The organism is Thalassotalea euphylliae, assembly GCF_003390375.1.
Lineage (GTDB): Bacteria > Pseudomonadota > Gammaproteobacteria > Enterobacterales > Alteromonadaceae > Thalassotalea_F > Thalassotalea_F euphylliae_A.
In genome coordinates this window covers 41,645-66,325 of the sequence record NZ_QUOT01000001.1, presented here as the reverse complement: position 1 = coordinate 66,325, position 24,681 = coordinate 41,645, and the positions used below count along the sequence as shown (strand labels likewise).

General features: G+C 43.3%; 20 protein-coding genes. 12 read left to right on the top strand and 8 right to left on the bottom strand.

Going from position 1 to position 24,681, the window contains the following annotated elements; translation table 11 throughout:
- Window positions 1–81: 81 nt before the first annotated feature.
- Window positions 82–684, bottom strand: coding sequence for a hypothetical protein (locus DXX94_RS00260; protein ID WP_147302224.1), 603 nt, complete (start codon window positions 682–684; stop codon window positions 82–84).
- A 295-nt stretch (window positions 685–979) separates the two neighbouring features.
- Here DXX94_RS00260 and DXX94_RS00255 point away from each other — a divergent pair, with 295 nt between their 5' ends.
- The 6 genes from DXX94_RS00255 to DXX94_RS00230 all read left to right on the top strand — a co-directional run bounded on the left by DXX94_RS00255 (window position 980) and on the right by DXX94_RS00230 (window position 9,143).
- Window positions 980–2,197 (top strand): pyridoxal phosphate-dependent aminotransferase, encoded by a 1,218-nt coding sequence (locus DXX94_RS00255; protein WP_116018185.1) that lies wholly within the window; start codon window positions 980–982, stop codon window positions 2,195–2,197.
- Between the two features lie 35 nt (window positions 2,198–2,232).
- Window positions 2,233–2,835 (top strand): 5'-deoxynucleotidase, encoded by a 603-nt coding sequence (gene yfbR / locus DXX94_RS00250; protein ID WP_116013106.1) that lies wholly within the window; start codon window positions 2,233–2,235, stop codon window positions 2,833–2,835.
- Between the two features lie 206 nt (window positions 2,836–3,041).
- Window positions 3,042–3,710: a hypothetical protein gene (locus tag DXX94_RS00245; RefSeq protein ID WP_116013105.1), complete on the top strand. Its 669-nt coding sequence runs from the start codon at window positions 3,042–3,044 to the stop codon at window positions 3,708–3,710.
- 431 nt (window positions 3,711–4,141) lie between these two features.
- Entirely contained in the window at window positions 4,142–4,867 is a 726-nt protein-coding gene (locus DXX94_RS00240; protein ID WP_116013103.1) for a TetR/AcrR family transcriptional regulator, read from the top strand.
- A gap of 29 nt (window positions 4,868–4,896) precedes the next feature.
- Window positions 4,897–6,036 carry an efflux RND transporter periplasmic adaptor subunit gene (locus tag DXX94_RS00235; RefSeq protein ID WP_116013102.1) on the top strand — a complete coding sequence of 380 codons (1,140 nt, stop codon included), beginning with the start codon at window positions 4,897–4,899 and terminating at the stop codon, window positions 6,034–6,036.
- The gene (locus DXX94_RS00230; protein WP_116013100.1) at window positions 6,036–9,143 is read left to right on the top strand and encodes an efflux RND transporter permease subunit; all 3,108 of its coding nucleotides are present in this window, start codon (window positions 6,036–6,038) and stop codon (window positions 9,141–9,143) included. The genes DXX94_RS00235 and DXX94_RS00230 overlap by 1 nt, the downstream gene beginning before the upstream one ends.
- A gap of 140 nt (window positions 9,144–9,283) precedes the next feature.
- Here the strand turns inward: DXX94_RS00230 and DXX94_RS00225 are convergent, their stop codons facing one another.
- Together DXX94_RS00225 and DXX94_RS00220 are read right to left on the bottom strand one after the other, a co-directional pair.
- Window positions 9,284–10,837, bottom strand: a complete 1,554-nt coding sequence (locus DXX94_RS00225; protein WP_116013099.1) for an HD domain-containing phosphohydrolase — start codon at window positions 10,835–10,837, stop codon at window positions 9,284–9,286.
- A 241-nt stretch (window positions 10,838–11,078) separates the two neighbouring features.
- Window positions 11,079–11,654, bottom strand: a complete 576-nt coding sequence (locus DXX94_RS00220) for a DUF4136 domain-containing protein (RefSeq protein WP_116013097.1) — start codon at window positions 11,652–11,654, stop codon at window positions 11,079–11,081.
- An 817-nt stretch (window positions 11,655–12,471) separates the two neighbouring features.
- Between DXX94_RS00220 and DXX94_RS00215 the strand changes: the two genes are divergently transcribed.
- The 5 genes from DXX94_RS00215 (at window position 12,472) to DXX94_RS00195 (ending at window position 16,131) form a co-directional block, all read left to right on the top strand.
- On the top strand, window positions 12,472–14,202 hold the full coding sequence (locus DXX94_RS00215; protein WP_116013096.1) for an acetolactate synthase 3 large subunit: 1,731 nt from the start codon (window positions 12,472–12,474) through the stop codon (window positions 14,200–14,202).
- A complete protein-coding gene (gene ilvN, locus DXX94_RS00210; RefSeq protein ID WP_116000510.1) occupies window positions 14,202–14,699 on the top strand; it encodes an acetolactate synthase small subunit in 498 nt (165 codons plus the stop codon). The genes DXX94_RS00215 and ilvN overlap by 1 nt, the downstream gene beginning before the upstream one ends.
- A 103-nt stretch (window positions 14,700–14,802) precedes the next feature.
- Window positions 14,803–15,297 carry an SLATT domain-containing protein gene (locus DXX94_RS00205; RefSeq protein WP_116013094.1) on the top strand — a complete coding sequence of 165 codons (495 nt, stop codon included), beginning with the start codon at window positions 14,803–14,805 and terminating at the stop codon, window positions 15,295–15,297.
- On the top strand, window positions 15,298–15,603 hold the full coding sequence (locus DXX94_RS00200; protein WP_116013093.1) for a putative signal transducing protein: 306 nt from the start codon (window positions 15,298–15,300) through the stop codon (window positions 15,601–15,603).
- Window positions 15,604–15,633: 30 nt separating this feature from the next.
- Window positions 15,634–16,131: a GNAT family N-acetyltransferase gene (locus tag DXX94_RS00195; RefSeq protein WP_116013091.1), complete on the top strand. Its 498-nt coding sequence runs from the start codon at window positions 15,634–15,636 to the stop codon at window positions 16,129–16,131.
- Window positions 16,132–16,194: 63 nt separating this feature from the next.
- Here the strand turns inward: DXX94_RS00195 and DXX94_RS00190 are convergent, their stop codons facing one another.
- The 3 genes from DXX94_RS00190 to DXX94_RS00180 form a co-directional block, all read right to left on the bottom strand.
- The gene (locus DXX94_RS00190; RefSeq protein WP_116013090.1) at window positions 16,195–16,887 is read right to left on the bottom strand and encodes an SIR2 family NAD-dependent protein deacylase; all 693 of its coding nucleotides are present in this window, start codon (window positions 16,885–16,887) and stop codon (window positions 16,195–16,197) included.
- 146 nt (window positions 16,888–17,033) lie between these two features.
- Window positions 17,034–18,152: an efflux RND transporter periplasmic adaptor subunit gene (locus DXX94_RS00185; protein WP_116013088.1), complete on the bottom strand. Its 1,119-nt coding sequence runs from the start codon at window positions 18,150–18,152 to the stop codon at window positions 17,034–17,036.
- An 85-nt stretch (window positions 18,153–18,237) separates the two neighbouring features.
- On the bottom strand, window positions 18,238–21,372 hold the full coding sequence (locus tag DXX94_RS00180; protein ID WP_116013086.1) for an efflux RND transporter permease subunit: 3,135 nt from the start codon (window positions 21,370–21,372) through the stop codon (window positions 18,238–18,240).
- A gap of 190 nt (window positions 21,373–21,562) precedes the next feature.
- Here DXX94_RS00180 and DXX94_RS19420 point away from each other — a divergent pair, with 190 nt between their 5' ends.
- Window positions 21,563–21,685 (top strand): hypothetical protein, encoded by a 123-nt coding sequence (locus DXX94_RS19420; RefSeq protein WP_258872051.1) that lies wholly within the window; start codon window positions 21,563–21,565, stop codon window positions 21,683–21,685.
- A gap of 169 nt (window positions 21,686–21,854) precedes the next feature.
- Here the strand turns inward: DXX94_RS19420 and DXX94_RS00175 are convergent, their stop codons facing one another.
- Window positions 21,855–23,399 carry a methyl-accepting chemotaxis protein gene (locus DXX94_RS00175; RefSeq protein ID WP_116013084.1) on the bottom strand — a complete coding sequence of 515 codons (1,545 nt, stop codon included), beginning with the start codon at window positions 23,397–23,399 and terminating at the stop codon, window positions 21,855–21,857.
- Window positions 23,400–23,938: 539 nt separating this feature from the next.
- Window positions 23,939–24,553: a hypothetical protein gene (locus DXX94_RS00170; RefSeq protein WP_116013082.1), complete on the bottom strand. Its 615-nt coding sequence runs from the start codon at window positions 24,551–24,553 to the stop codon at window positions 23,939–23,941.
- Window positions 24,554–24,681 lie beyond the last annotated feature (128 nt).

The window sequence follows — 24,681 nt, the reverse complement described above, 5'->3', positions numbered from 1 at the left end:
TCGTTATTAGTTACGAAAAATCATTGGTGTTAGTTAAAAAAAAAGCAGTTGGTAAGACTTAGCAGTTGGCCAAGCTGTTTATCAAAGCAAGCATAAATCCCAATACACTTGCTTATTGTGGCGCTTAGCGAGCCGCTTGTTGAGTTCTCTAAACGTGGTTAGTGGCTCACTATTAGGCTCAATACACTGCCAAATAAATTGATGGCAATTATTTTCGATTAGATGATAGTCGCGGTATTGGTAAATTTGTTCAATTGCTCGCTGCGCCGCAAGCTCGCTAACGAGCGGCATTGCAGTAGAATCGCACGCAATAAAAACTCTTTTACCAGAGCGCTCCTGCGTAAACCGCGCAGGTGAGACAGGTTTAATTAAACCATTTCCGCCGAGTTCGATAATAGTATCATCGCCGACCCAGATACCGGTATGGTCTAACACCCCGCCTATACCGCAACACACTATTGCACCAATCGCAGGCTTAGCAACTTGGTCAGTATTAAATAGCTCAGATGGGTAGATTGCAACTGCAGAAGACTTTTCGCCGCGCTCATTGTATTCATCAAGTCGTTTAGCACTAGGAGACTGCCTGCGCTTTAGCTGCTGCTTTTTCCTATCGTCGCTCACTAGCTCTTTTACCGCTAAAGCGGACACTGCCGCCGCACCTAACCAGAAAAAAGGAATTGGCATAACACCTCCACTGATACCGCTAACAAAAATAAGTAAAAACAGTATCACCCATTATTGTCTAAACTTGCTTTTGTTAAACACTCATTCGTTAAATTAATGACTGACCTTTGGCTTGAGTATAGCCAAGCCCACACCTGATTTATCAAGTCGCTGAGCGCTTATACACAATGTGATTGAAACCCTGTTAAAAAGCGATAAAAAAGTTGCAAGTAACTGTTTCAAAAACCACAAATACTGTTACATTAACTGCCTTACCCAATTTTCTAACAACATTAATTATTCGGTGGCAGTAATCATGAAAACAGTGACTAAATCCTCAAAGCTCAACAATGTCAGTTATGAGATCAGAGGACAAATCGCCGCCGAAGCCAAGCGTCTAGAAGATGAAGGTTATAAAATTCTCAAACTCAACATTGGTAACCCTGCCCCGTTTGGCTTTGAAGCACCAGACGACATCTTAAAAGATGTCATTCACAACCTTCCAACCGCGCAAGGGTACAGCGACTCAAAAGGTATTTATTCTGCGCGCGTTGCCGTAATGCAGTACTTCCAGCAACAAGGCATTTTAGGCGTTAACGTAGACGATATATTTATCGGCAATGGCGTTAGCGAACTTATTGTGATGGCAATGCAAGCATTGTTAGAAGATGGCGATCAAGTGTTGATCCCAGCGCCTGACTACCCGCTTTGGACAGCAGCGGTATCGCTATCTGGCGGTAAAGCCGTGCATTACAAATGTGATGAAGAAAACCATTGGTTTCCCAATCTTGAAGATATGGAAAGCAAAATTACCAAAAAAACGCGTGCCATTGTCTTAATCAACCCGAATAATCCAACGGGCGCAGTGTATTCAGAAGAGATCTTGCAAGGCATTTTAGCGCTGGCGCGCAAACATGGTTTGATTGTTTTTAGTGACGAGATTTACGATAAAATTCTGTACGATGGTGCAGTTCACACACCGACAGCTCGTTTAGCGGAAGATGTGCTGATTATGACCATGGGCGGCCTTTCAAAAAACTATCGTATTGCCGGATTTCGCGCGGGCTGGATGGTAATTTCAGGCCCTAAGCTACTCGCTGAAGATTATATTGAAGGCTTAAATATGCTGTCTAGTATGCGTTTGTGTGCAAACGTGCCTTGTCAGCATGCGATTCAAACCGCATTAGGTGGTTATCAAAGTATTAACGAGCTAATTAACGGTGATGGGCGTTTACTTAAACAGCGCAATACCGCCTACGAGATGATCAACGCCATTGACGGATTGTCTTGCCAACCTGCCATGGGCGCTCTTTATCTTTTTGTAAAAGTAGATATGGAAAAGTTCAATATCAAAGACGATGAAAAAATGGTGCTAGATTTACTCAAGCAAGAGAAAATTTTGCTCGTGCATGGTCGTGCTTTCAATATTGAAGAAAGTAATTATTTCCGCTTAGTGTTTTTGCCACATGTAGATGAACTTGTGCCAGCAATTGAGCGCATGGGGCACTTTTTCAATACTTATCGCCAAGACTAGCAATACAAGTTTCAATTCGGGAGAAAAGAGAACTGATGATCAAAAGTACTTTTTTAGCTTGGATTTTACGTATGCCGCTGATCAAAAGGTGGGCACTAATGCATTCAGTGAAGAAAGAAAATATCGCTGAGCATTCTCATCAAGTGGCCGTTATTGCCCATTTACTGGCGGTGATCCGCAAGCAGTACTTCAACGGTACGCTCAGCCCAGAGCGTGCTGCCACAATTGCACTCTACCACGAAGTTTCAGAAACCAAACTGCAAGACATTAATCATGTCACGAAATACCATAACCCAGCCTTAACCAAAGAATTCAAAAAGTTAGAAGAATTAGCAGAGCTTGAATGTTTACATAGCCTACCTGAGCCACTGCGCGAAACCTTCAAGCCGCTGCTGGTGCAATCGCAAGTAGACAGCGACTATAAAAAGTTAGTGAAAGCCGCTGATTTGATCTCCGCATATCTCAAAGCAAATGATGAAATTTCTTATGGCAACAAAGAGTTTAGTCATGTTAAAACTCGGTTGTTGGGCATGCTCGAGCAATACAAGCAAGAATTACCAGAAGTTGCGTTTTTCTTAGATACCTTTGAAGAGCACTGCTTTGTCAGTGTTGATAAGTTAGCACAAGACGATCACTAGCCCTCCGTTCCGTAATTATTTTTAACGCTAACGGCAACATTTTTTATTAACACCTTCATTAAACTCATATTTTCCTCACAATCTGACGCTACCCTAGTGTTATCAATTTTATCTGACCTATTTCTTTTGCTGGGGCTTGTGCTACTTCAGCTAAAGATTCCGTGGCTCAGGTAACTTATTTAAAGCTTTCGTAAATAGAGGGACTTATGTTGTCGATGTTTAACCGTTTAATGCCAAGTAAAGTGTTACGTGCTTCTTTGCGTATCTTGGCATTTGTCTCTACCCTTTTTTCTTTAAGCGCTAATGCCGGCTTAATCATTTATTCCGACCAAGAGGTGTTTGAGTCGGCAGTGAGTTCACCACTTGCCTTTGAGGGCTTTAACGATAATGCCTTAGAGCTGGTTGACGTGGAATCTGGCTATATTCGCTATCGAACAAACAGCAGTTTAGTCTCTGAAGGTGACCGTGCACTCACACTAAAGGAGAAAAACTCGGTGACGTTTCAATTTGATCACGAAGTTTTTGCTTTTGGGTTATTTGTCAACGAGCTCAATTCAACCAACTTAAACTATACCGACAGCCTTGGTAATGAGTTAGCTGACGCCTTAACAGTTACCGATATTTGGAATGCCAGTACCTTCTTTGGCGTAACGAGTGACGTTGCCTTAACTTCATTTACCTTAACCGGCTTTACCACCTCATCAAATGCAAATGCCGTATTTGGTATTGATGCCCTGCAATTTACTGCGCCACCAACAGATATACCCGAACCCAAAACTTCATTGATTTTTCTATTGGCACTGCTTGCCTTGTTAACGACATGCCATAAAAGTAAATTGATTGCTAAAACCCTTAATAACACCAATTACCTATAAAATATCCCGCTAGCCTACCGAACAAGCTCAGCGATAATTGCCTCCCAAAAGCTGAGCTTTTGCCTTTGTTAATGACTTTGTAGTTTAAGCTAAAACACTTTCTTTACTGTCAGTGACAGTCACTGTCGCTATTAATTGGCGATAGACTTTTTCCAACTAATAGCTAATCAGTTAACCAATTGAAATAGTTGTCTTTTTATTTATTCCCTTGTGATTAGTGAGCGCTTAAAAGCAATTCTTTCAATTGACAAATCACCGACACCAACTAAAATAACCGCATTCGAACTTTATTCGAATACAAGTCAAAAGAAGTGTGATTAAGGATTAGCTTGGTGTTCTCGTTTATTTTGAGCAGTTAAAACTAAGCTCAACACATAATTAATTTCGACGGCAAAGCTAATTTGATAGCTTGCTAACATTTAAGGAATTTTATGGCGCCAGCACCTAAATATAGCCCGCAAGAGCAAGAAGAATTAATTCTCAATGCGGCGGCAAATTGTATTGCCGAAACGTCAGTTTTAGATTTTACCATGTCGGCAATTTCCAAAGCTGCCGGACTTTCAATGGGCTCAATCTACAAGCATGTACAATGTAAAGAAGACATTATCTTTGCCCTCGCTACTCGCCTATTTGAGCACTGGAGTAACCTATTCGAACAGGTATTCGAACTGCCTTTGACAACACCTGAGAAAATTGTCGCGATTGGTTTGTTCGACCCAGTAAAAGTGCAAGTTTACCCATTTGATACCGACCTTGATGGCTTCGCTGCAAATGAAGTCGTTATACGCCGCGCTTCCCCACTATGGACCGAGCGCATGCTACGTAAGCACGAGCGATGCGAAGCTATTTTTAGTAAATGTATGCACAAAGCAGCATTTAGTGGCGAGCTAAAGCTTAATGGCAACACAGAGCAAATGATTGAAGAAATCAATTTAAGCTGTTGGGCGCTAATGGAAGGCCACAAATATGTGCAACGTGTTACGCAAACTCGCCTTATTTCAGAGGGTACCGACACCTTGCGCGAACCCACCCCAACTGACTCGCTTATTGTTAAAAGTGTTGCTCGTTTACTGAATAGCTATGAATGGCAAACCCCACTGACGCCTGAAGGCATTGATAAAGCCAGCGCCTTATTAGTCAAACTCGGTCTGAGATAGTGAACACAAAGTTTTTAGGAAGAGACAAAATGCATATTAAATCCTGGCTAACTGCCCTGCTAATTATCGTTATTACCATAGGCGGGCTTGGCTTTTTCAAATTCCAACAAATTCAAGCGGCAATGGCGATGGCTGAAGCTTTCCCTGAGCCATCGGCAGCAGTAAAAACCCATATCACCCAATCGCGCGAGTATGTGCCAAGCTATCAAGTCAATGGTCAAATCGTTGCTAAGCAGATCGTGCAATTGCAAAACGAACTACCGGGTATTATTTACCAAGTGAACTATGCTGGCGGCGATAAAGTTAATCAAGGCGACCTATTGTTGTCACTGAACACCAGTGAAGAGCAAGCACAGCTTGCTTCTGCTAAAGCGACCTTAAAGCTGCGTAAAAGTAATTTTGCCCGTATGGCCACCTTAGTGAAGCAAAATAAGGTGAGCCAGCAAGAATTTGATTTAGCCGAAGCAGAAATGGATATCGCCAAATCCAACATAGAAAACTTGCAAAGTATTATCGCGAAAAAGCAAATTTTCGCGCCGTTTACCGGTGTGGTTGGCCTAGATACCTACCAAGTCGGCCAGTTTTTACCGAGCAATTCTGCTATTACTACTATCGTCGGTGACGATGCCAATATTTGGGTAGATTTTCAGGTTCCGCAAACAAAACGCCGCTTAAATTTAAATGAAACGGTCGTGGTCACCGCCATTGGCAAAAGCAGTCAAACTCAGCGTTTTGCTGCCAAAATCGTCGGCCAAAATGCTCAAATGCAAGCGAGCTCGCGCCATATGATTTACCGCGCAGAGATCAACGATGGTGCCACCCATTTTCGCCATAATGAGCTAGTGAAAATCACTATTAACGCACAAGCACAACAAGTCGTCGTTGTGCCAAATTCTGCCGTTGTTCGCAATCAACTAGAGTCGTTTGTCTATCAATTAGTGCAAGATGATAACAAGGCATACCGTGCACAAAAATTAGTGGTTAGCTTAGGTGAGCGTTTAGGTGATGAACAAGTGATTCTTGCTGGTTTGGAGGTTGGCACCTTAGTCGCCACCGAAGGCTCGTTTAAGCTACGCCCGGGTCTATTGGTGTATCCAGAAATGACCGATGACAACTCGCTCAGTGCTGCCCTCATAAAAATGCCAAGAAACACTGTGGAGCTAAACTAATGAGCGCTCTGCATGAAAACAAACCATCGCTAATGGATATTTTCGTTAGCCGCCCAGCGCTCGCTATTGTGCTATCACTGCTGATTGTTTTAGCTGGTCTTAACTCCGCATATAAAATCTCAGTGCAGCAATTTCCGCGCATTGAAAGTGCTTCGCTTGAAATTAATACCACCTACACAGGCGCTTCTGCTGAAGTGGTTAAAGGCTATGTTACCGAACCAATTGAGCGTGTTGCTTCCACCGTGCCCGGCGTTGATTATGTTGACTCGCAAACCTTAGCTGGGAGCAGTAAAGTTACTGCGTGGCTGCAACTCAATCACGATACGACAGACGCACTGGCTGAACTGACCACACGCCTTGGCCAAATCAGCTTTGAATTACCAGCAGGTGCTGAAGATCCGGCTGTTTCCGTGCGCCGTGCTGATAGTCCATACGCAATTTTCTACCTTAATGTGCATGCTGAAGGTAAAGCTCGTAGCCAAGTCACTGACTATTTAAGTCGTAATATCACGCCAGTATTAAGCGATATACCCGGCGTGCAAAAAGTCACCCTTGAAGGTGGCAGAAACCCAGCCATGCGCGTTTGGATAGATGCCGACAAACTAGCGGTTTTTAACCTTAACGCCAACGACGTGCAACGAGCACTGCAAGGTAACAATACCATTGCCACTTTAGGTTATAGTGAAAATAGTCGCCAACGTATTGATTTACTGGCCAACACTACCTTGCAAACAGTTGAAGATTTCGAGCAGTTAGTGATCAAAGAAATGGATGGCGCTACCATTCGCCTGCGCGATATTGCCTATGTAGAATTGGGTGAAGAAGAAGGCTTTGTCACCGCGCGTTTAGATCACCAAAATACGATTTTCTTAGCAGTATGGCCGCTTCCGGGAGCTAATGAAATTTCCATTGGTGATGCCCTTTATCAAAAACTAGAGCGCGTAAATACCACTTTACCTGATGGTATGAGCATCGACATTGGCTACGATGGTACTTTGTATATGCGTGATGCCATTAAAGAGATTTTCACAACATTAATTGAAACCGTATTACTGGTTGGTATTGTTGTGATCGCCATGATGGGTTCATTTAGAACCGCGCTAGTACCGCTGATCACTATTCCTATTTCAATTTTAGGTGCTATTGCCGTTATGTCGCTGATGGGCTTTTCCCTCAACCTGCTGACCATACTGGCAATTGTGCTTACTGTGGGGTTAGTGGTTGATGACGCTATTGTCGTTGTAGAAAATGTCGCTCGCCATATGCGGGAAGGTAAATCACGATTCAACGCCGCACTGATTAGCTCACGTCAATTATTAGTGCCGGTAATTGCCATGACACTTACGCTCGCAGCGGTTTACGCGCCGATTGGTTTCTTATCTGGCTTAACTGGTTATCTATTTCGTGAATTCGCTTTTACCCTAGCAGTTGCCGTTTTAATTTCTGGCCTAGTGGCAATTACCCTGTCACCTGTGATGAGCGCCTATGTATCGCCAGAAGGTGGTAAAGAAGGACGCTTGACGAAGAATGTTAATGGTGGTTTTGAGCGCTTACAAGCCAAGTATCTAAAACTACTGGACAGCATTTTTGCATTCAAAGCCCCAATCATCTTTGTCGCCATTGTCTTTAGTTTATTAGTGGTGCCGTTTTACCTGTTTTCGCAAAAAGAATTAGCGCCTGTGGAAGATCAAAACAGCATCAACGTGGTGGTGGAAGCGCCGCCAGAAGCGTCAATGAGTTACACCACTAACAATATGAACCAAGTGGTTGATACCTTAAAAGCAACCGACGGTGGTAAGTTTGTTTGGCAAATCCTCACTAAAAATGCCGGTTTTGGTGGTATTGAATTGGCAAGCTTTGAACAGCGAGAGCAAAGCGTGCATGAAAGTTTGCCAGCACTGTATGGCCAGCTCGGTCAAATTTCAGAGCTAAATTTATTGCCGGTATTACCAGCGGCGTTGCCAACGGCTGGCCAGTTCGATGTAGAAGTGGTGATCCGCACTAACGACGATTACGGCACAATGCGTAACTACGCCGAGCAAATTATTGGTCAAGCTTATCAATCGGGTAACTTTATGTTTGTTGATACCGATTTAAAAATCGATTTGCCACAATCTGAGTTAGTTATTGATAAAACCTTAGTGGCAGATCTCGGTTTAAACCTCTCGGATGTAAACGATCAGCTTAGCGTGTTAATGAGCAATAACTATGTTAATCGTTTTAACAACGAAGGCAAGGCGTACCGCGTTATCCCGGTAGTTGGCAATCAGCAGAAATTTAACCCAGAAGATGTGTTAGGTATGCAGATCGCGACTGCCGATGGCACACTTGTCCCTGTTGCTAGCTTTGCCAGTATTCGCGCTATTACTGCGCCGCGTGTTTTAGGTTCCTTTAACCAACAAAAATCATTCCGTATTTTTGCTGGTATTTTACCGCATGTAACCAAAGAGCAAGGACTAGCGAGCATTGAACAAATTGCTACTAATATCGTACCAAAGAATTACTCGGTAGATTATGCGGGCGAGTCTCGTCAACTGCGCAAAGAAGGCAATACTATGGTTGGTGTACTGCTGATTTCCATGGTGGTAGTGTACTTTGTCTTAACGATTCAGTTTAATAGCTTTAGAGACCCATTGGTGGTGTTGCTGGGTTGTGCCCCGCTAGCACTTTCAGGTGCGTTAATGTTGGCCTTTGTCGGCTTAACTTCAGTGAATATCTACTCGCAGATTGGCCTAATCACCTTGATCGGTCTGATCGCCAAAAACGGCATATTAATTGTTGAGTTTGCCAACCATATGCAGTTGCAAGGAGCAAACAAACTGAATGCAGTAAAATCAGCCGCCAGCACCCGCTTACGCCCTATTTTAATGACAACAGCGGCAACAGTGCTTGGTCATTTCCCACTAGTGTTAGTGACTGGCGCAGGTGCAGAAGCGCGTAATAGCATCGGGATTATTCTGGTGGCAGGTATGCTGATTGGTACTTTCTTTACCTTGATTGTGCTGCCCATTTTATATCACTGGTTGGCAAAAGATCATCGCGGTGAAACTGAAATTGATGAATTGACTGAAGCACCCATGCATTTAAAAGTGGTGAATGCAGATTAATCCCTGTTGCTTTAACTCATTACAATAAAAGGCACATGCAAAAAAGGCAATATGAGCTGATCATATTGCCTTTTCTTTTAGCTCAGCTTTGAGCGTATCTACGCTATGGCTTTATCGACTATTAGTAACATATCTTTGGTTTACTCTGTTTCTGGAAATTGCTGACGAATCGCAGCGAATTCTTCAAAATTAGCAAACAGAATATCTACCAACCTAGGTTCAAATTGAAGACCACGTTGTGCTGCAATGTGATCTTTAATTTCATCCATTTGCCACTTTTTACTGTAACAACGATCATTGCCTAAGGTATCAAAAACGTTAGCTATTGCGGCAATACGTGCCTCAACTGGAATTTCTTCCCCTTGCAAGCCTTCAGGGTAGCCTGAGCCGTCCCAGTTTTCGTGCTGATAGTGTGCAATACGAGCGCCAAGCTGAGAAATACTAGCTTTCGAACGCGCCAATATTTCACTGCCCAACGTGGCATGAGTTTTCATTACCCGCCACTCTTCCTCAGTCAGCTTATCTGGCTTGTTTAAGATATGATCAGGTATGGCTACCTTACCAATATCATGTAATGGTGCAGCAATTTTAATAGCACTCACAAAGCGCTCTGATAAGCCGAGCTTCTGTGCAAACAAAGCACTCAGCAAGCTAACCCGTTGGGCATGGCTACCAATATGGTGGTTGCGAGTTTCAATTGCTTCACCAACCAAATACAACATTTCAGTTTGGGTTCGTTCTATTTCGTGGCGCTGCGTTAAACCTTCGAGAATCAGTGCAACATTTGTAACGTAGAGCTCCGCAAGATTGGTTTTAAAGTGTTCGGCATCTTGTTCAAACTCGATGTAAAGCACACTGGCGGCACTGTTACCCGACTCGCCTGTTTCGTAATAGCCAATAAAACACTGATCATCACTATAATGCGTTTTCCTCGCGAAGGTCTCACTAATTAAGGCTTTAATAGGCTCATCAATTGCCGAACTTTCCAAACTGTCAGACTCGCTAATGTACTTACCCGTGCACGCGATAATCATATTGGATGCCGATTGATCAAAGTCGATATGATTTCGGGCAATATAAAGTGCTGAACTTTCAACATTCATTAGCGATAGCAAATGTTGCAAGGCAGCGGAGCCAAATGAGCGAATTTGGTTAATTTTCAGTAAGTCGTGAGTGGCAGTAATTAATTGTTTAAAACCATCCAAACTGCGTTGAATGGTCATAATGTCGCGGTAGGCGCGAATACCAGCATATACGCTAGTGATCATTTTACCTGAGGTAAAGTCGGTTTTTTCTTTGTAATCGTTAATATCAAAGTCTTTAATAACTTTAGCTTCTGGTGCACTACCCGCTTGACCTGTACGTAAAATAAGGCGTATTGCTTGGTTTTTCAGTTCATTGCGAATCCATTCCACCAATTCAAGCCCAGCATGGTCTGTTTCCATTACAACATCAACAAAGGCTAAGGCAAAACTATCATCGTCTTTGAGCAGTTTTCGTGCTTGTTCACTGGAATAAGCGGAGATAAGTTGTAATTTACGCCCTTCAATTTCTGCGCCTGCAAGGACGAGATTAGTGACTTGATGCACCGACTCATCATCATCAACAATAAGGATGCGCCAATATTTATCGGCCTTTGCCGTTGCTAATCCATTATTTTCTCTCGGTTCATCCTTAAATATAAACTTATCCATAACTTGAATTTGGTACTTCTATTTATCGTTCTTATGTTCTATACACTGGCATATTTTTGCTAAAAACTTAAGGAAAATTCACCCAATTATTTATGTTTTCGACACTTTTATTGCGCTTTTCTCAACAACATCGGCTATTTCATCAATCATTCTAGTAACATAAAAAAAGCGCCTTAGTTGACGCTTTTATATGTTACTCGGCTTGGATATATCAAGCCTTCGTAATTGCTATAAGTATTCGCTAATTAAAGTTGGCCACGACTTCGTCTACAACCGTTTTGATTGTTGCCATTGAATCGTCATTATCAGCGCGCGTCATACGCTTTACTGCCCAGCCATGCCAAGTAGGCTGCTTCGTTTTGACGTCAAATACATCAATCGCTAATTTACCCTCAGTGTAGTTTCGTACATGCGTGTCTGTGCCAACCACCACACCGCCATGATAACCACCATAGTAGCCGCGCCCCCAGCCCCATCCAGCTCGATAAGCAGTTGGGAAGCTATCAACGCGTACTTTGTCTCGACTGCCAACAGTATAAGAAACAGTAAAGTCAGCATTTTGAGCTGATTCAACCATAGTATAACCTTTGGCGACAAATGCTCGTTCAATAGCTTCATCAACACGCACTTTCATTACAGGGTTGATATCGGCCGGTGCAGCTAAAATTTTCGACTCTTTCAGCCATGCGAAAGTTTTATAGTCTGCCGTGCTCACTTGTTCATTTTTGTCAAAATTGACCTTTGCTTTGTATGTACTGGCGCAGCCCGCTAAACCTGCTACTAATGCGACTAACATCACTTGTTTAACTATCTTCATAACTTGCATCCTATTTACGACAAGAACCCACATTAAACTAGACCTTAGACAACCAATAGTGCTTTCTAGTTTCGTGTGTCTATATTAATTGGTACTAGGGCGTGTTGATCTTTCGAGATTGAATTTTGTTCAATCTAAACGATTTCTGATCACGGCGCTCGCTTTGTCGCATAGTCGTTCTATGTAAAAAGCGAGCAACAATGAGCAGGAAGCGTTTAGATGAACCCGCAGGGCAGCGTCTGTTTGAATTTTCTACTGTGTTGGCACTTATTTATGGAGAATGACTACACAGCACAAGTGCCGCCTTGTATAAAACCCAAACAGACTGCTGCAAAAACAACCCTGAAAGATCAACACGCCCTAATCTTTTTGGCTCATCCACTCTCTGGTATGAAGCTAATTTACCACTAAAAATCATTACCTTAAACTCACCGGTTAAAATTAACTGGAACGTTAATTGGCAAGGCTCGCGTCACCAAGAGGTTAATCACCAATATTTATAGTGGTTATTACGCAGAAAACCCTTGTCAAGAGCTCAACAACGAGCAGTTTTTATTAATTCGAGATTATTGTAATTAATGGTTGACAAAGGACCGCGAACCCCTTAAAAATGGTGGCAACTTAATCAGCTATGCAACTTTTTGTTAACGTGAAATCAGCATTTATCCTCATCGTACGTCTCGTGGTCGTCGTGGTTGTCAAGCCACAGCGGGGCTGGTGCTATTCGTAGGAAAGACATAGTTTAAACACCAAAAAACCCCCGCTCTGCACAGACCGGGGGTTTTTTATTAATTCAGAACATATTAAGGGCGAGACAATGACGAAGGAGCTATATACCGGCGCTGAAATGGTGGTCAAGGCACTATCAGCACTTAAGGTCAAATACATTTTTGGCTATCCGGGTGGTTCAGTACTTGATATTTATGACGCAATTTTCAATCAGAATGATGTTGAGCATATTCTGGTACGACACGAACAAGCCGCCACTCACATGGCAGACGGCTATACCCGAGCCACTGGTGAAGTTGGTGTGGTTTTAGCCACTTCAGGCCCTGGCGCAACAAACTGTGTGACAGGTATCGCAACAGCATACATGGATTCAATTCCAATGGTGGTATTAGCTGGTCAAGTAGCCACCAGCCTAATTGGTGATGATGCCTTCCAAGAAACCGATATTGTTGGTTGTTCCCGCCCAATTGTGAAACACAGCTTTAACTGTCGTAAATTAGAAGATATTCCAAACATCATTGCTAAGGCTTTTTATATTGCCAACTCAGGTCGCCCTGGCCCAGTTGTGGTTGAGCTACCAAAAGACATGCTGATCCCACAAAATAAGGGCGAGTTCCATATCGATACTGATGTAAAATTACGCTCTTACAGCCCAACCGTAAAAGGCCACCCTAAGCAAATTAAGAAAGCGGTGAAAACCATTGCTAATGCAGAGCGCTTAGTGGTTTACACAGGTGGTGGTATTGTTTTAGCCGATGCATCTGAGCAATTAACAACCTTGGTTGAGCGATTAAATGCCCCGATCACCAATACCTTAATGGGACTTGGCGGCATTTCCGGTATTCACCCTAACTTCTTGGGTATGCTTGGCATGCACGGTAGTTTGGAAGCCAACAAAGCAATGGCAAACGCTGATGTTATTTTAGCGCTCGGTGCCCGCTTTGATGATCGCGTGACAAATAACGTACAAAAGTTCTGCCCTAACGCAACAATTATCCATGTTGATGTTGATCCAACGTCAATCTCAAAAACCATCAATGCCCATATCCCAGTGGTTGGCTTAGTTGACAATGTAATGACTCAACTGATGGAAGAAATGGATGCTATTGGTTATGAGCGCAATGAAGCGGCACTAGCAAGCTGGTGGAAGCAAATCAAAGAGTGGCGCAGTGTTAACAGCTTTAGTTACCAAGCTCCTGCTGATGGCGACAAAATTAAACCGCAACAAGTGGTTGAAGCCATGTACGAGATTACCAAAGGTGAAGCTTACGTTTGTTCTGATGTTGGTCAGCACCAAATGTTCGCCGCGCAATATTACCCATTTGCCAAACCCAGACAATGGATTAATTCTGGCGGCCTAGGCACTATGGGCTTTGGTTTGCCCGCAGCAATGGGCGCAAAATTAGCCTTCCCAGACAGCCATGTAATCTGTATTACTGGCGATGGTTCTGTGCAAATGAACATTCAAGAATTATCAACTTGTTTACAGTACAACTTACCTGTGGTGATTGTGTCATTAAATAACCGTTCACTGGGTATGGTGCGACAGTGGCAAGATATGATTTATGGTGGTCGCCATTCGTCTTCATACATGGAGTCGCTGCCTGATTTTGTGAAATTAGCAGAATCTTATGGTCATGTTGGTATTCAAATTAACCACTTAAGCGAATTAAACGAAAAATTAACAGAAGCGTTTGAAACTCGTAATCGCCTAGTGTTCGTTGATGTACTTGTTGACGAAAAAGAACATGTTTATCCAATGCAGGTGCGTCACGGCGCAGTTGATGAAATGTGGATCAAAAAAGGAGAGAAAGCATAATGCGTCGTATTTTAGCCATTTTACTTGAGAACGAACCTGGCAGCTTGTCGCGCATTGTTGGCCTTTTCTCACAACGTGCATTTAACATTGAAAGCTTGACCGTAGCACCAACAGAAGACGAAAGTTTATCGCGCATTACCATTGCCACTTCTGGCGATGATCGTGTTTTAGAGCAAATCGTTAAGCAGGTAAACAAGCTCATCGACGTGATCAAGATCACTGACTTAACAGAGCGCAGCCATGTTGAGCGTGAATTACTGCTCATTAAGTTATTAGCAATGAATGACAAAACACGCACTGAAATCAAACGTATTGCGGATATTTTCCGAGGTAATATCGTTGATATCGGCAAGCAAGTATACACAGTGCAAGTCACTGGTGATGCTGAAAAGCTTGATGCCTTTATAAGTGCGGTGTCGAACGAAACCGAAGTTATCGAATCAGTTCGCTCAGGTTGCGTCGGCATTGGCCGCGGTGAGAAAGCGCTGCGCGTATAAACCGACAGTAAATCAACTGATACCAAAGGCAGGCGACTAAAGTCTGCCTTTTTTATATCTCCTGCCATAATTATTTGTACACGCCCTAGCTTGATACAAAATTATGGACATCAGCAGCGAAACACATCGAGTTATCGACGAATGGCACACTCGCGTAGTACGAGTGCAGAATGCACACTATGACTCTGGTAATCTTTATGAACGGCGCTTTTTACAGCTTGGCATTCCAGTTATTGTGCTCTCAGCGTTGATAGGTAGCGCTGAGGTAATCGTGCCCATTGAAGCAATCTCTCAAGTGTTATCACAAGAAGTGGCCAAGAGTATCTCTGGAGTTTTAAGTTTATTGGTGGCTATATTGGCAGGTTTGCAAACCTTTCTTAAACTGAGCCAGCGAGCTGAGCGCCATCGTATGGCGGGTGCAAGATATGGCGATGTACGACGGTCTCTAGAAACCATCAACATCACATGTGAAGAGTCTATGGCTGCGGCCAAAGAGTCATTAAATAAAATTAAAGACAAAATGGACTCTCTCGCATTAGAATCACCCGAAATACCGCAAGCGGTACTGAATAAATATCGAGCTATTCAGGAGGATTAATTGCTGATCTACACCCATGAAAACCCTGTTGTCGTTGCTAACATTCAAAACTTGCTGGCTATGGCAGGCATCGAAGTTATCTTAAAGAATGAATTTGCCAGTGGTGGTGTTGGTGAATTAGCTGCTGTAGATGCGTGGCCAGAATTATGGCTGGTAAATGATAGCCAGCTCAGCAAAGCAAAAACGTTAATTGCTGATGCTAAACGCCAAGGTCAACGCGAAGACTGGTTTTGTCCGACTTGCAAAGAGCAAAATGGCGCAGCGTTTGAAATATGCTGGCAATGTGAAACGCCATTTCCAACCTAAACTCTTTGTACAGTCCACTAGCACCATAGAATGCAAGAAAATCATATAAGCTTTAGCGCTGACGCGAATAAAAATGATGTTAAACGCTTTTACCGCAACCAAAACTACAGCGCGAAATTTAAAGGATACGACCAAGCATTTGTTGCCAGCGAAAACAGCTCTGCCGAATCACCTAGTTACCTGCACAATAACTTGTCTAACAATATTATTGGCAGCGTGATTATCAGCCAATTAAGGCAAGGCAACAAACAAGCATTGCTACATGGACTCGTTGTAAGCCAAAGCTATCGCGGCAAAGGTTTAGGTAAAAAGCTTACCAAGCATGCACTGAAACATTGCAGCTTAGAAGTTGATCATATTATATGCTTTGCTGAGCCTCATTTAACGCAATTTTACGTCAGTTGCGGCTTTTCATTAGTCGACAAGAACTCAATAACAGCCAACTTATCGCCTGAGCTTGCTGCGCGATTTACAAGCTATCAAAAGTACCAAGCTAGTTTGGCAATCTTTATTAGCGAGCGGCGATAACTAATTTTTTAAATGCGCCTAAACCATACCTGACAATAAGTTTGGCTAGCAATATAAATGTATTTATATTTCCAGCAACTTCTCTTTGAGCGATGCTAAGCCTTGACTCGCTGTCTCAGCAATTACCACTAAATTCGTTAATTGCTGCACCGTCTCATTAATCGCGGGTTTAGGATCGATGTAATAAATGGGCGTATCAACGGGCGCGAAATTTGCTAGACTTGCTGCGGGGTATACCTGCATAGACGTTCCAATAATCACTAATATATCAGCCTGAGCAACAAGTTTGGCGGCGGGTTCAAGCATAGGCACCATTTCACCGAACCAGACAATATTAGGTCTTAACTGGCTGCCACTCTCACAGGTTTGCCCAAGTTCGATATCTTGGTGACAAGGGTAAATAAGGTCACCATCTATGCTGCTCTTTGACTCCAATAATTGCCCATGCAGATGAATTACCTTTTGGCTACCTGCCCTTTCGTGCAAATCATCAACGTTTTGAGTAACAATTGAGACGTCAAAATGCTGCTCTAGATCAGCTAATAATTGATGTCCAATATTGGGTTGCGCAGTAAGTAATTGGCGACGGCGTTGATTGTAAAAATCCAATACTAACGCAGGATTTTGCTGCCAGCCTTCAATACTTGCCACTTCCATCACATCGTGACCTTCCCACAAGCCATCAGCATCGCGGAAGGTTTTTAAACCGCTTTCTGCGCTCATCCCAGCGCCAGACAATACCACCAACTTCTTCATAACACTTTCCGCTTACTCGTTTAACCGTTGCATAAGGTATGGCGTTTAAGCCTTTATCTCCAGAGAGATAAAAAGTAAATCACGCGAACTTGTCAGTGTATAGCGGTTTTAGCTTAAGGTTTGTCGGTTTAACGCGATTAACCCTATTAGTTAACTGCAGCCACTTGCGTTAATGCCTCATCACGGCGTACTTTTTGCCCTGCTTGCAAGCGCTCGCCACCGCGAATAATAACTTCGTCACCCGCCCTTACATTACCGGTGACGGAAATCCATTGACCAATTCCTTGGCCAACTAATACGCTGATTTTTTGTGCTGTGTCTTGATCGTCAATTTTCATAATAAAGGTTTCTTGCTCACGCAAAACCAAAGCATCACGAGGTACAAGCGTTGCCTGCTTGCTTGCCGCTTTTGGCAGAGAGACGGTTACCGCGCTGCCTGCCATCATCTCGCTACCGTCTGCTTGCAAGCGAACATCGAATGTTCGAGAAGCTTGATCACCCGCTAAGCTCCACGTTCTGACCGGCAGTTCTAACAGTTCACCTTGCCATTTAACCAAGACCTTATCGTTTGCCTTAATGTGTGGTGCGATGGTGATAGGCGCAGCAATTTTTACATCAAGGTGATGAGTATCAACAAGTTGTAATACAGGGCTACCACTCATGACTAGCACCCCTTCATCAACAAAGCGTTGACTGATACTGCCACTAAACGGTGCTTTAATTTCTGATTTTTCAATCGCCAGCTTCGTTTGCTCCATTGCCAGTTTTGTTGCGTCAACTTCGTTAATCGCCACTGCTAAATCTTTTACTGTACGTTCTAATTCACTTAATGCGGTATGGTTAGTTTGGTTTAGTGTCGATAACCGCTGCTGCTGTTTTTTCAAATAGACGACATCCGCTTGATACTGTTTGAGTTCTGCTTGTTGCTGTGCCAAACGCAGCGTTAAATGGCGGTTGTCTTGACGCGCTATCACTTGCCCTGCACTTACTTGAGTGCCAACTTCTTCAATCCATAGTAGCTGCCCAGTTTGCTCAGCCGACAACGGCGAGTTACGTCGACTGATAACATTGGCTGGCAGCCACATGGTCGGGTTTACTTGCTCGGTTTTTGCAAAATCGATACTCACTAGTGCCGCTTTTTCCGCTTCCGCTGCCAAACTCGTTGTTGATGCCAACGACAGGCTGGCAAAGCCCACGATGATAGCCGCGCTCGACATTGGCTTTGAGAGTGTTTGAGTGATAACCGCTAACAGTGACTTTTTCATGATCCTTTCCTGTACGTATAATTTAGTATTCTGTTTTATTCGTTATGTAGCCTATAGGCGCATTACATACTGCTCAGCGCTGCAACTATGTTTGAGAGTCTGGTTTTACCACAACTAAATGGGCTTGTTCTGGTTCGCCAATTGCTTTATCAGTGCCCAAGAAAGCGGGGTTAATAGCAATATCTCGGCCAGTGATACGCAATAAACAAGGCAATAAAATAATGGTAAAAATGGTGCTTACTGCTAAGCCACCAACAATCACCGAGGCCAAGCCGCGATAAATTACACTGCCCGTACCTGGCATAAGCAGTAATGGCAACATGCCGAAAAAGCTAGTCGCCGTACTCATAAAGATTGGACGCAAGCGCAACATTAGCGCTTGTTCAACTGCGTCATCGCGCGACATACCAACTAGCTCTGCTTGGCGAGTTTGATGGACTAATAAAATGGCATTGTTCACCACTAAGCCTAGCAATATGACAAAGCCAATCATGGTCAATAAATCTAATGGCTGGAATACCACAAGGTTGAGTGTTTGCAGCGCTAATATACCGCCAACAGTGGCTAGCGGAATGGTGATAATAACCAGCATGCTGTCTTTAACCGAGCGGAATAAGGCAGCCATCAGTAAAAATAAAATCACCAATGCGAATGCAAAGTTTTCACTCATCACACCAATGGCTTTTTCCAATTGATCGGCGCTTCCGCCATAGTGGATGCTGCCATCTTCCGGCATCACTTGTGCAAGTTTCGGCTCTACTTGGCTTTTTAGCGCATCGATGGTCTCTTCTAATGACCAGCCCTGAGGCGGATTTATATTTAACGTAATGGTTCGCTTGCCATCAACGCGGGTTAGCCTTGTCGGCCCAACGGTACGGTCGATGCTAACGAGTTCAGACAATTGGGTAATGTTGCCGTTGCCAGTTACCACAGGTACATCGCCTAAATTGTCAGGGTTTTCCCAACCATCAGCGCGTAAAATCATGTTGATACGTTTAGTACCATTGAAGTACTCGCCAACATATAAACCGTCACCTAATGTTCGAACGACACTGCCCAGTGCACGACGATCCCAGCCTTGCTCTAAAATAGCGCGATCGTTAGGTGTGAGTCTCAGCTCTGGTTCCGCCATCTCTACGCCAGGCCTTGCTTGAACACTCACTTCAGGAATGGCCTGTTTAACAAATTCTAAACCTTGCTTAGCCGCTTCTTGCAGTGCGCGATTATCTTTTGATTGCAAGCGCATTTGTACTTGTCTACCACCACCGAAACCGCCGAACAGATTGCCCTGAAAGGCGAAAGCATTGGTGTCTGGTAAATCAACTAGAACTTCATTGCGCACGATATCTAACAGCTCATCAACACGCGATTGGTCTTTAACACGTACGCCAACATTACCGCCGAATGGCCCAGTGAAAAGGTAGTAATTTTTTAGCGCGGGTTCTTTTTCGCCGTCCATATATGGTTGTAAACGCTCGACGATTTTCGCCACCACTTCACGCTCTAGCGTGTCAACATTAGAGCCCGGTGGGAATTGTAACCGTGCATCGACCGCATCACGCTTAACCGGTGGTAAATAGTCGAGTTTGGGCATCGCAATGTAAGTGACCGCAATTGGCAGTGCCAACATAACAAAAGCAATGGTCAAGCGGCCACGCTTAGTGCTCGTTGCCTGCATCACTTTGTTGGTAATGGATTGCCAGACTCGTTGATTTGGATCGACCACTTGCTGTTGGCGCAAAAAATACTTGGCTAACACTGGCAGTAGCACAGTTGCCACCAGCAAAGATACAGATACTGCGATAGCAATGGTGAGCGCTAAATCGCCAAATAGTTGCCCCTCTATATCCTTAAGGAAAAACACAGGTAGAAAAATAGCAACAGTCGTTGCGGTAGATGCCAGTAACGCACCCCACACTTGTTTTGCGCCAAGCTCTGACGCTTCATGCTGATCTTTACCTTGATCGCGCAAGCGCAGAATGTTTTCTAGCACCACTATCGCGGCATCTAACACCATCCCGACGGCAAAGGCTAATCCCGCCAGTGAAATCACATTTAGACTACGGCCAGTAATATGAAGCACAATAAAGGTGGTGAATAAACTGATCGGAATAGCCGTTGCGATGATCAAGGTGGCACGCATGCGGCGGACAAACAGCCAAAGTACGGATAATGACAACACCACACCGGCAAATAAGTTATTACGCACTAGATTGATAGCGCGGTAAATAAATACTGAGGCATCGAATGATTGCACCATCACCAATTGTTTCGGTGCCAACAACTCTTCATTAATTAAAGTGATTTCGTTTTTAACACGGTTTAATGTTTCCAATACATTGGCACCATTAGCGCGATCAATTCGCATTGAAAACGCTGGGTTGCCATTTTGAATGGCGGTTTCCGACTTATCAGGTCGACGTACTTCCACTGTTGCAATATCGCCAAGGCGAATATTGCGACCATTGCGTGACTCCAGTATTAGGTTTGCTAGGTCTGAAGCATCGTACTTCCCGCTAAACCGCAATGTATACTGCCGACGACCGACATCAACAAAGCCACCAGTCACATCATTCGTCGCAGTCACTAGTGAGACTAATTGGGGGATTTGAATGCCATATTCCGCCACTTTGATCGGATCAAAGCGAATTTGTAGCTCTTCGCGATTACGATCAGCAAATAATTGCACACCCGCGACCCCTTGCACTGCCTCAATGCGTGGTTTCACCACTTCGCTGGCGTAATCAATGTAATTATCAATGGGCTCTGGATTACCGGGCAAGGCTTGCAAGAAAAAGAAGGTCAATGCAGGCGTACCTCCACCAAAACCACCGAGCATAACCCTGGGTGGGCGCGCATCTCGAGGTTGGTTTTGAACACGCGTCATACGGCTGATTACCTCAATAAGCGTTTGATCCATGTCGGTTTCGACGCCAAACTCCAAATTAATAAAAGCATTGCCGCGATTGGCAAATGCATTCATTGAATGTAAGCCAGAAATGCCTCTTAGCACGCGCTCTTGCGGCTCTATAATTTCTGACTCAATTTCTTGTGGCGAAGCGGCACGCCAAAATGTTTGAATGGCGATACGAGGTCGTTCAATATCTGGAAACAATTGGATTGGCAGTTTAACTAGGCTCAGTAAACCAACAAGTAAGATAAACGCAACAACTACTGATACAGCAGCCGGACTTTTCAGCGCGGTGGAGGTAAGTTTCATTTCAGTACTATTCCCTTTGATCCCTTTGACTCCCCCGCATTTACAGTCTCGCTGTGCTGTTTTGCACTATCTTAATTATTGATTATCAATTGGCAGTTGCATCAAGCCGTTGCTGTAAAGGGGTTAGTCAATATCAATAAATCATGACTAAAAGCTAACAACTCAATTGTTTATCGCTAGTAGGGATAGGATGAAATTCAACTTTAATACGATAAATGACGTACGAGAAACGCTTGGTAATCACTCGACATACTTAGACATATTTACCGACATATTTAGCAACATTGCCAAGGTTGGCGGCGATACCACTTAATATTAAATAAGTGTTTGATATTTAAGAGAGTTGTTTAAAGTAGAGGTTTGCAGCAACAATGGTTTAGGTGGATACGAGATTACCGTTAATAAACAAGAGGGTAAGTTGTGAGCTACCTAACACGCTTATTACCAATTATAAGCGTGTTAGGTAGAATAAAGTTTATTGGCTAGCCATTAAACTGAGTAACTAAACTCTTTTGATCGTTTAGTCTATCAAGCAGGTTTTCACTTAAACTCACGGCTTCCCTACCGTGTTGTTCACTTTCACTCGACATTTGCGAGATAGTAGATACATTTTGGTTAATTTGCTCAGCAACTACAGATTGTTCTTCAACAGCTGTTGCTATTTGCGCGCTAATGTTGGCCAATTCAGTAACTTCGGTATTGAGCTGAGCTAGCGCACTACCGGTGTCATTAGCAAGGTCGACACAGTTTGCTGACAAGTCATTGCCTTTCACCATAGCATTGGTCGCAGCATCTGATTCTTCCCTAAGCTGTGCCAACAACTTAGCAATCTCGTCAGTAGACTGCTGCGAACGCATTGCCAATGCGCGAACTTCTTCAGCAACTACCGCAAAACCTCGACCTTGTTCACCGGCGCGAGCAGCTTCGATCGCAGCGTTTAGTGCCAATAAATTCGTTTGATCAGCAATACTACTGATCTCGCTTAACACGGTTTCAATGGTTCGACTGCCAGTGATTAAACGGCTAATGGCGCTATCAACATTACCTAGCTGCGCAGATAGCTCGCTAATTGCTGCCACCATGTTAGTTACAACTTGTTGACCTTGATCGTTGATGACTAAGCCTTGTTGAGCAACATTGGCACCGTTGGCAACGACCTCTGCAATTTCTTGCACGGTACACGACATTTGGTGAATAGCCGTGGCCACTTGTTCTGTCTCTGATTTTTGACTCGACAGTATTTGTGCAATACCACTGCCTCGTTCAGCAGATTCAACTGCGCTTTCTGCTATTTTTCCAGAGTCATCCGCAACTCGACCAACAACCGCCCTTAATTCAGCTTTTTGCATTCTCAGTGCTAAATCAACACAGCTTAAGTCACTATTAATGCCTGAATAAACGAGGTTCATTAACGGGTTATCAAACGTTTGCTTCGCGCGATTAACCACAGTTTTATAGCGCTTTCGCCATAAACCAAATAAAAAGCAGCCAGACGTTGCCAAAATACTCATGATCCAGGCAAGTACACTAGTAGGCGCTAACACTAGTGAGGTAATAGACAACACACTCATTAATGCTGCGATGATTTGAAAAACGAGTGTCGCATCAAGCTGCGCTGTTAACTGAACTGGTGATTTACCTTCGTTAAGTTGCTGGTAAAGCTTTTCAGCACGGGCAACAGCATCGCGATCCGGTGCAGTGCGCACTGACTGGTACTCGTAGACTTCACCTTTTTCGTTTTTTATCGGTGTAACATAGGCGTTAACCCAATAATAATCGCCATTTTTACAGCGATTCTTAACGAGCCCCATCCAAGGTTTGCCATCTTTAATATATGACCACAAATTCTTAAATGCAGCTTTTGGCATATCAGGGTGACGCACCATATTGTGCGGCTGACCGATCATTTCATCTAATTCATAGCCCGCAATGTTACAAAAACTATCATTAGCATACTTGATATGACTGTTTAGGTCGGTGGTTGAAAGCAAGATATCTTGCTCAGAAAAACGTTGTTCTTTACTCATTACTCATTCACACCTCTTGATTGAATGAAAAACTGAATGAAATACAAAACTGGCCTGCTCGGCCAAAACTCTTAAATTATGCTGCTAGTGATTGTTATTTATAGACTTTTATTGGTTTTCGCTAGCATTATAAAACGGCTTATTAAAGCCTATTTTTTTTTCAAAAAATACGAGCAAATTGTTTTAATTCAGTGAACTTTGATCTGGATTAACTAAATTTGGCTTTGGTTTATTCACATACAAAATGTAAGACATTGGCATATCAATTGTAAGCTCATAAACAGTTGCGATGTAAGACCCAGTGGAGTTGTTAAATATTGCAAATAAAATTATTTTTGCTGTTTATATCACTTTGGGAAAAGTGCTGACTACGCTGGTTTGGGATAGCGAGGCGGTATTAATAAAGAAAAAGGTTTAAAGCCACTAGCATAAGCTAGCTATGAATAATGAATAAGTTGGGTATAAAAAAGCCCCAAAATGCAGGGGCTAAACCATAGTGGTTTGAAGTGTGAGTTTTACTTACGCATATGCGATATCAATTAGCTATCGCGCTTTCTCACAAGAAATAGTAACGGCAATAACATTAATGCCGCGCTTGCTGGTAAAGGTACTTGAGCGCTGCTGACAGCGAAGCTTGCACCGCGCAAATCAAGTGATGCAGGGGCAAATACGCCCGACGTGCCAAAGCCATCGGTCAAGCTTACATTGGCCAGCGAAAAATCCACAGTACCTGCACTGGCTAACTCGAATTGAACTGACGCTAATACAAATGAAGACACTAGGCTTTGCTCAAAAAACAAATCAAAAGGACTTTCAAGCGATACTTCGTCAATGGTTAATGAATCTCCGTTATTAACATCTGACTGACTAGAACCAATAACGCCAAGATCGAGTAAATTACCAAATGTCACTTGAGCATTTGTAACCTCATTGCTGTCAAACAAAAAGTCTAAACTAAAAGAAGCAACTTCTACCTGATTACCAGCCAATTGTTCAATATCTGAAATCACAATATCAGCGGTGACCAAGTCACCCACTTGATATGCTTGGTCAGCAACTTCAACAGTTAGTATGGTCGCCAAACTCGCTTGCGACGTAAACGCTAACATAGCAGTTAGCAAGGTTTTCGAGATAACCTTTGTAAAATTTTTCATATTTTTTCCTTATTCTACTTACTTTTTATAATTTGCTTTGTTCCGATTCAATTTTCTTATTCGTTTTATCCGCGCGGCGCTTTTATTGGTATTAAACAAGCGCCGCGCGTAAATATAAGTTCTATTCA

Coding starts and splice junctions, on each gene's coding strand:
- DXX94_RS00260 (WP_147302224.1), bottom strand. CDS start 684: ATGCCAATTCCTTTTTTCTGGTTAGGTGCGGCGGCAGTGTCCGCTTTA.
- DXX94_RS00255 (WP_116018185.1), top strand. CDS start 980: ATGAAAACAGTGACTAAATCCTCAAAGCTCAACAATGTCAGTTATGAG.
- yfbR (WP_116013106.1), top strand. CDS start 2,233: ATGATCAAAAGTACTTTTTTAGCTTGGATTTTACGTATGCCGCTGATC.
- DXX94_RS00245 (WP_116013105.1), top strand. CDS start 3,042: ATGTTGTCGATGTTTAACCGTTTAATGCCAAGTAAAGTGTTACGTGCT.
- DXX94_RS00240 (WP_116013103.1), top strand. CDS start 4,142: ATGGCGCCAGCACCTAAATATAGCCCGCAAGAGCAAGAAGAATTAATT.
- DXX94_RS00235 (WP_116013102.1), top strand. CDS start 4,897: ATGCATATTAAATCCTGGCTAACTGCCCTGCTAATTATCGTTATTACC.
- DXX94_RS00230 (WP_116013100.1), top strand. CDS start 6,036: ATGAGCGCTCTGCATGAAAACAAACCATCGCTAATGGATATTTTCGTT.
- DXX94_RS00225 (WP_116013099.1), bottom strand. CDS start 10,837: ATGGATAAGTTTATATTTAAGGATGAACCGAGAGAAAATAATGGATTA.
- DXX94_RS00220 (WP_116013097.1), bottom strand. CDS start 11,654: ATGAAGATAGTTAAACAAGTGATGTTAGTCGCATTAGTAGCAGGTTTA.
- DXX94_RS00215 (WP_116013096.1), top strand. CDS start 12,472: ATGACGAAGGAGCTATATACCGGCGCTGAAATGGTGGTCAAGGCACTA.
- ilvN (WP_116000510.1), top strand. CDS start 14,202: ATGCGTCGTATTTTAGCCATTTTACTTGAGAACGAACCTGGCAGCTTG.
- DXX94_RS00205 (WP_116013094.1), top strand. CDS start 14,803: ATGGACATCAGCAGCGAAACACATCGAGTTATCGACGAATGGCACACT.
- DXX94_RS00195 (WP_116013091.1), top strand. CDS start 15,634: ATGCAAGAAAATCATATAAGCTTTAGCGCTGACGCGAATAAAAATGAT.
- DXX94_RS00190 (WP_116013090.1), bottom strand. CDS start 16,887: ATGAAGAAGTTGGTGGTATTGTCTGGCGCTGGGATGAGCGCAGAAAGC.
- DXX94_RS00185 (WP_116013088.1), bottom strand. CDS start 18,152: ATGAAAAAGTCACTGTTAGCGGTTATCACTCAAACACTCTCAAAGCCA.
- DXX94_RS00180 (WP_116013086.1), bottom strand. CDS start 21,372: ATGAAACTTACCTCCACCGCGCTGAAAAGTCCGGCTGCTGTATCAGTA.
- DXX94_RS19420 (WP_258872051.1), top strand. CDS start 21,563: ATGAAATTCAACTTTAATACGATAAATGACGTACGAGAAACGCTTGGT.
- DXX94_RS00175 (WP_116013084.1), bottom strand. CDS start 23,399: ATGAGTAAAGAACAACGTTTTTCTGAGCAAGATATCTTGCTTTCAACC.
- DXX94_RS00170 (WP_116013082.1), bottom strand. CDS start 24,553: ATGAAAAATTTTACAAAGGTTATCTCGAAAACCTTGCTAACTGCTATG.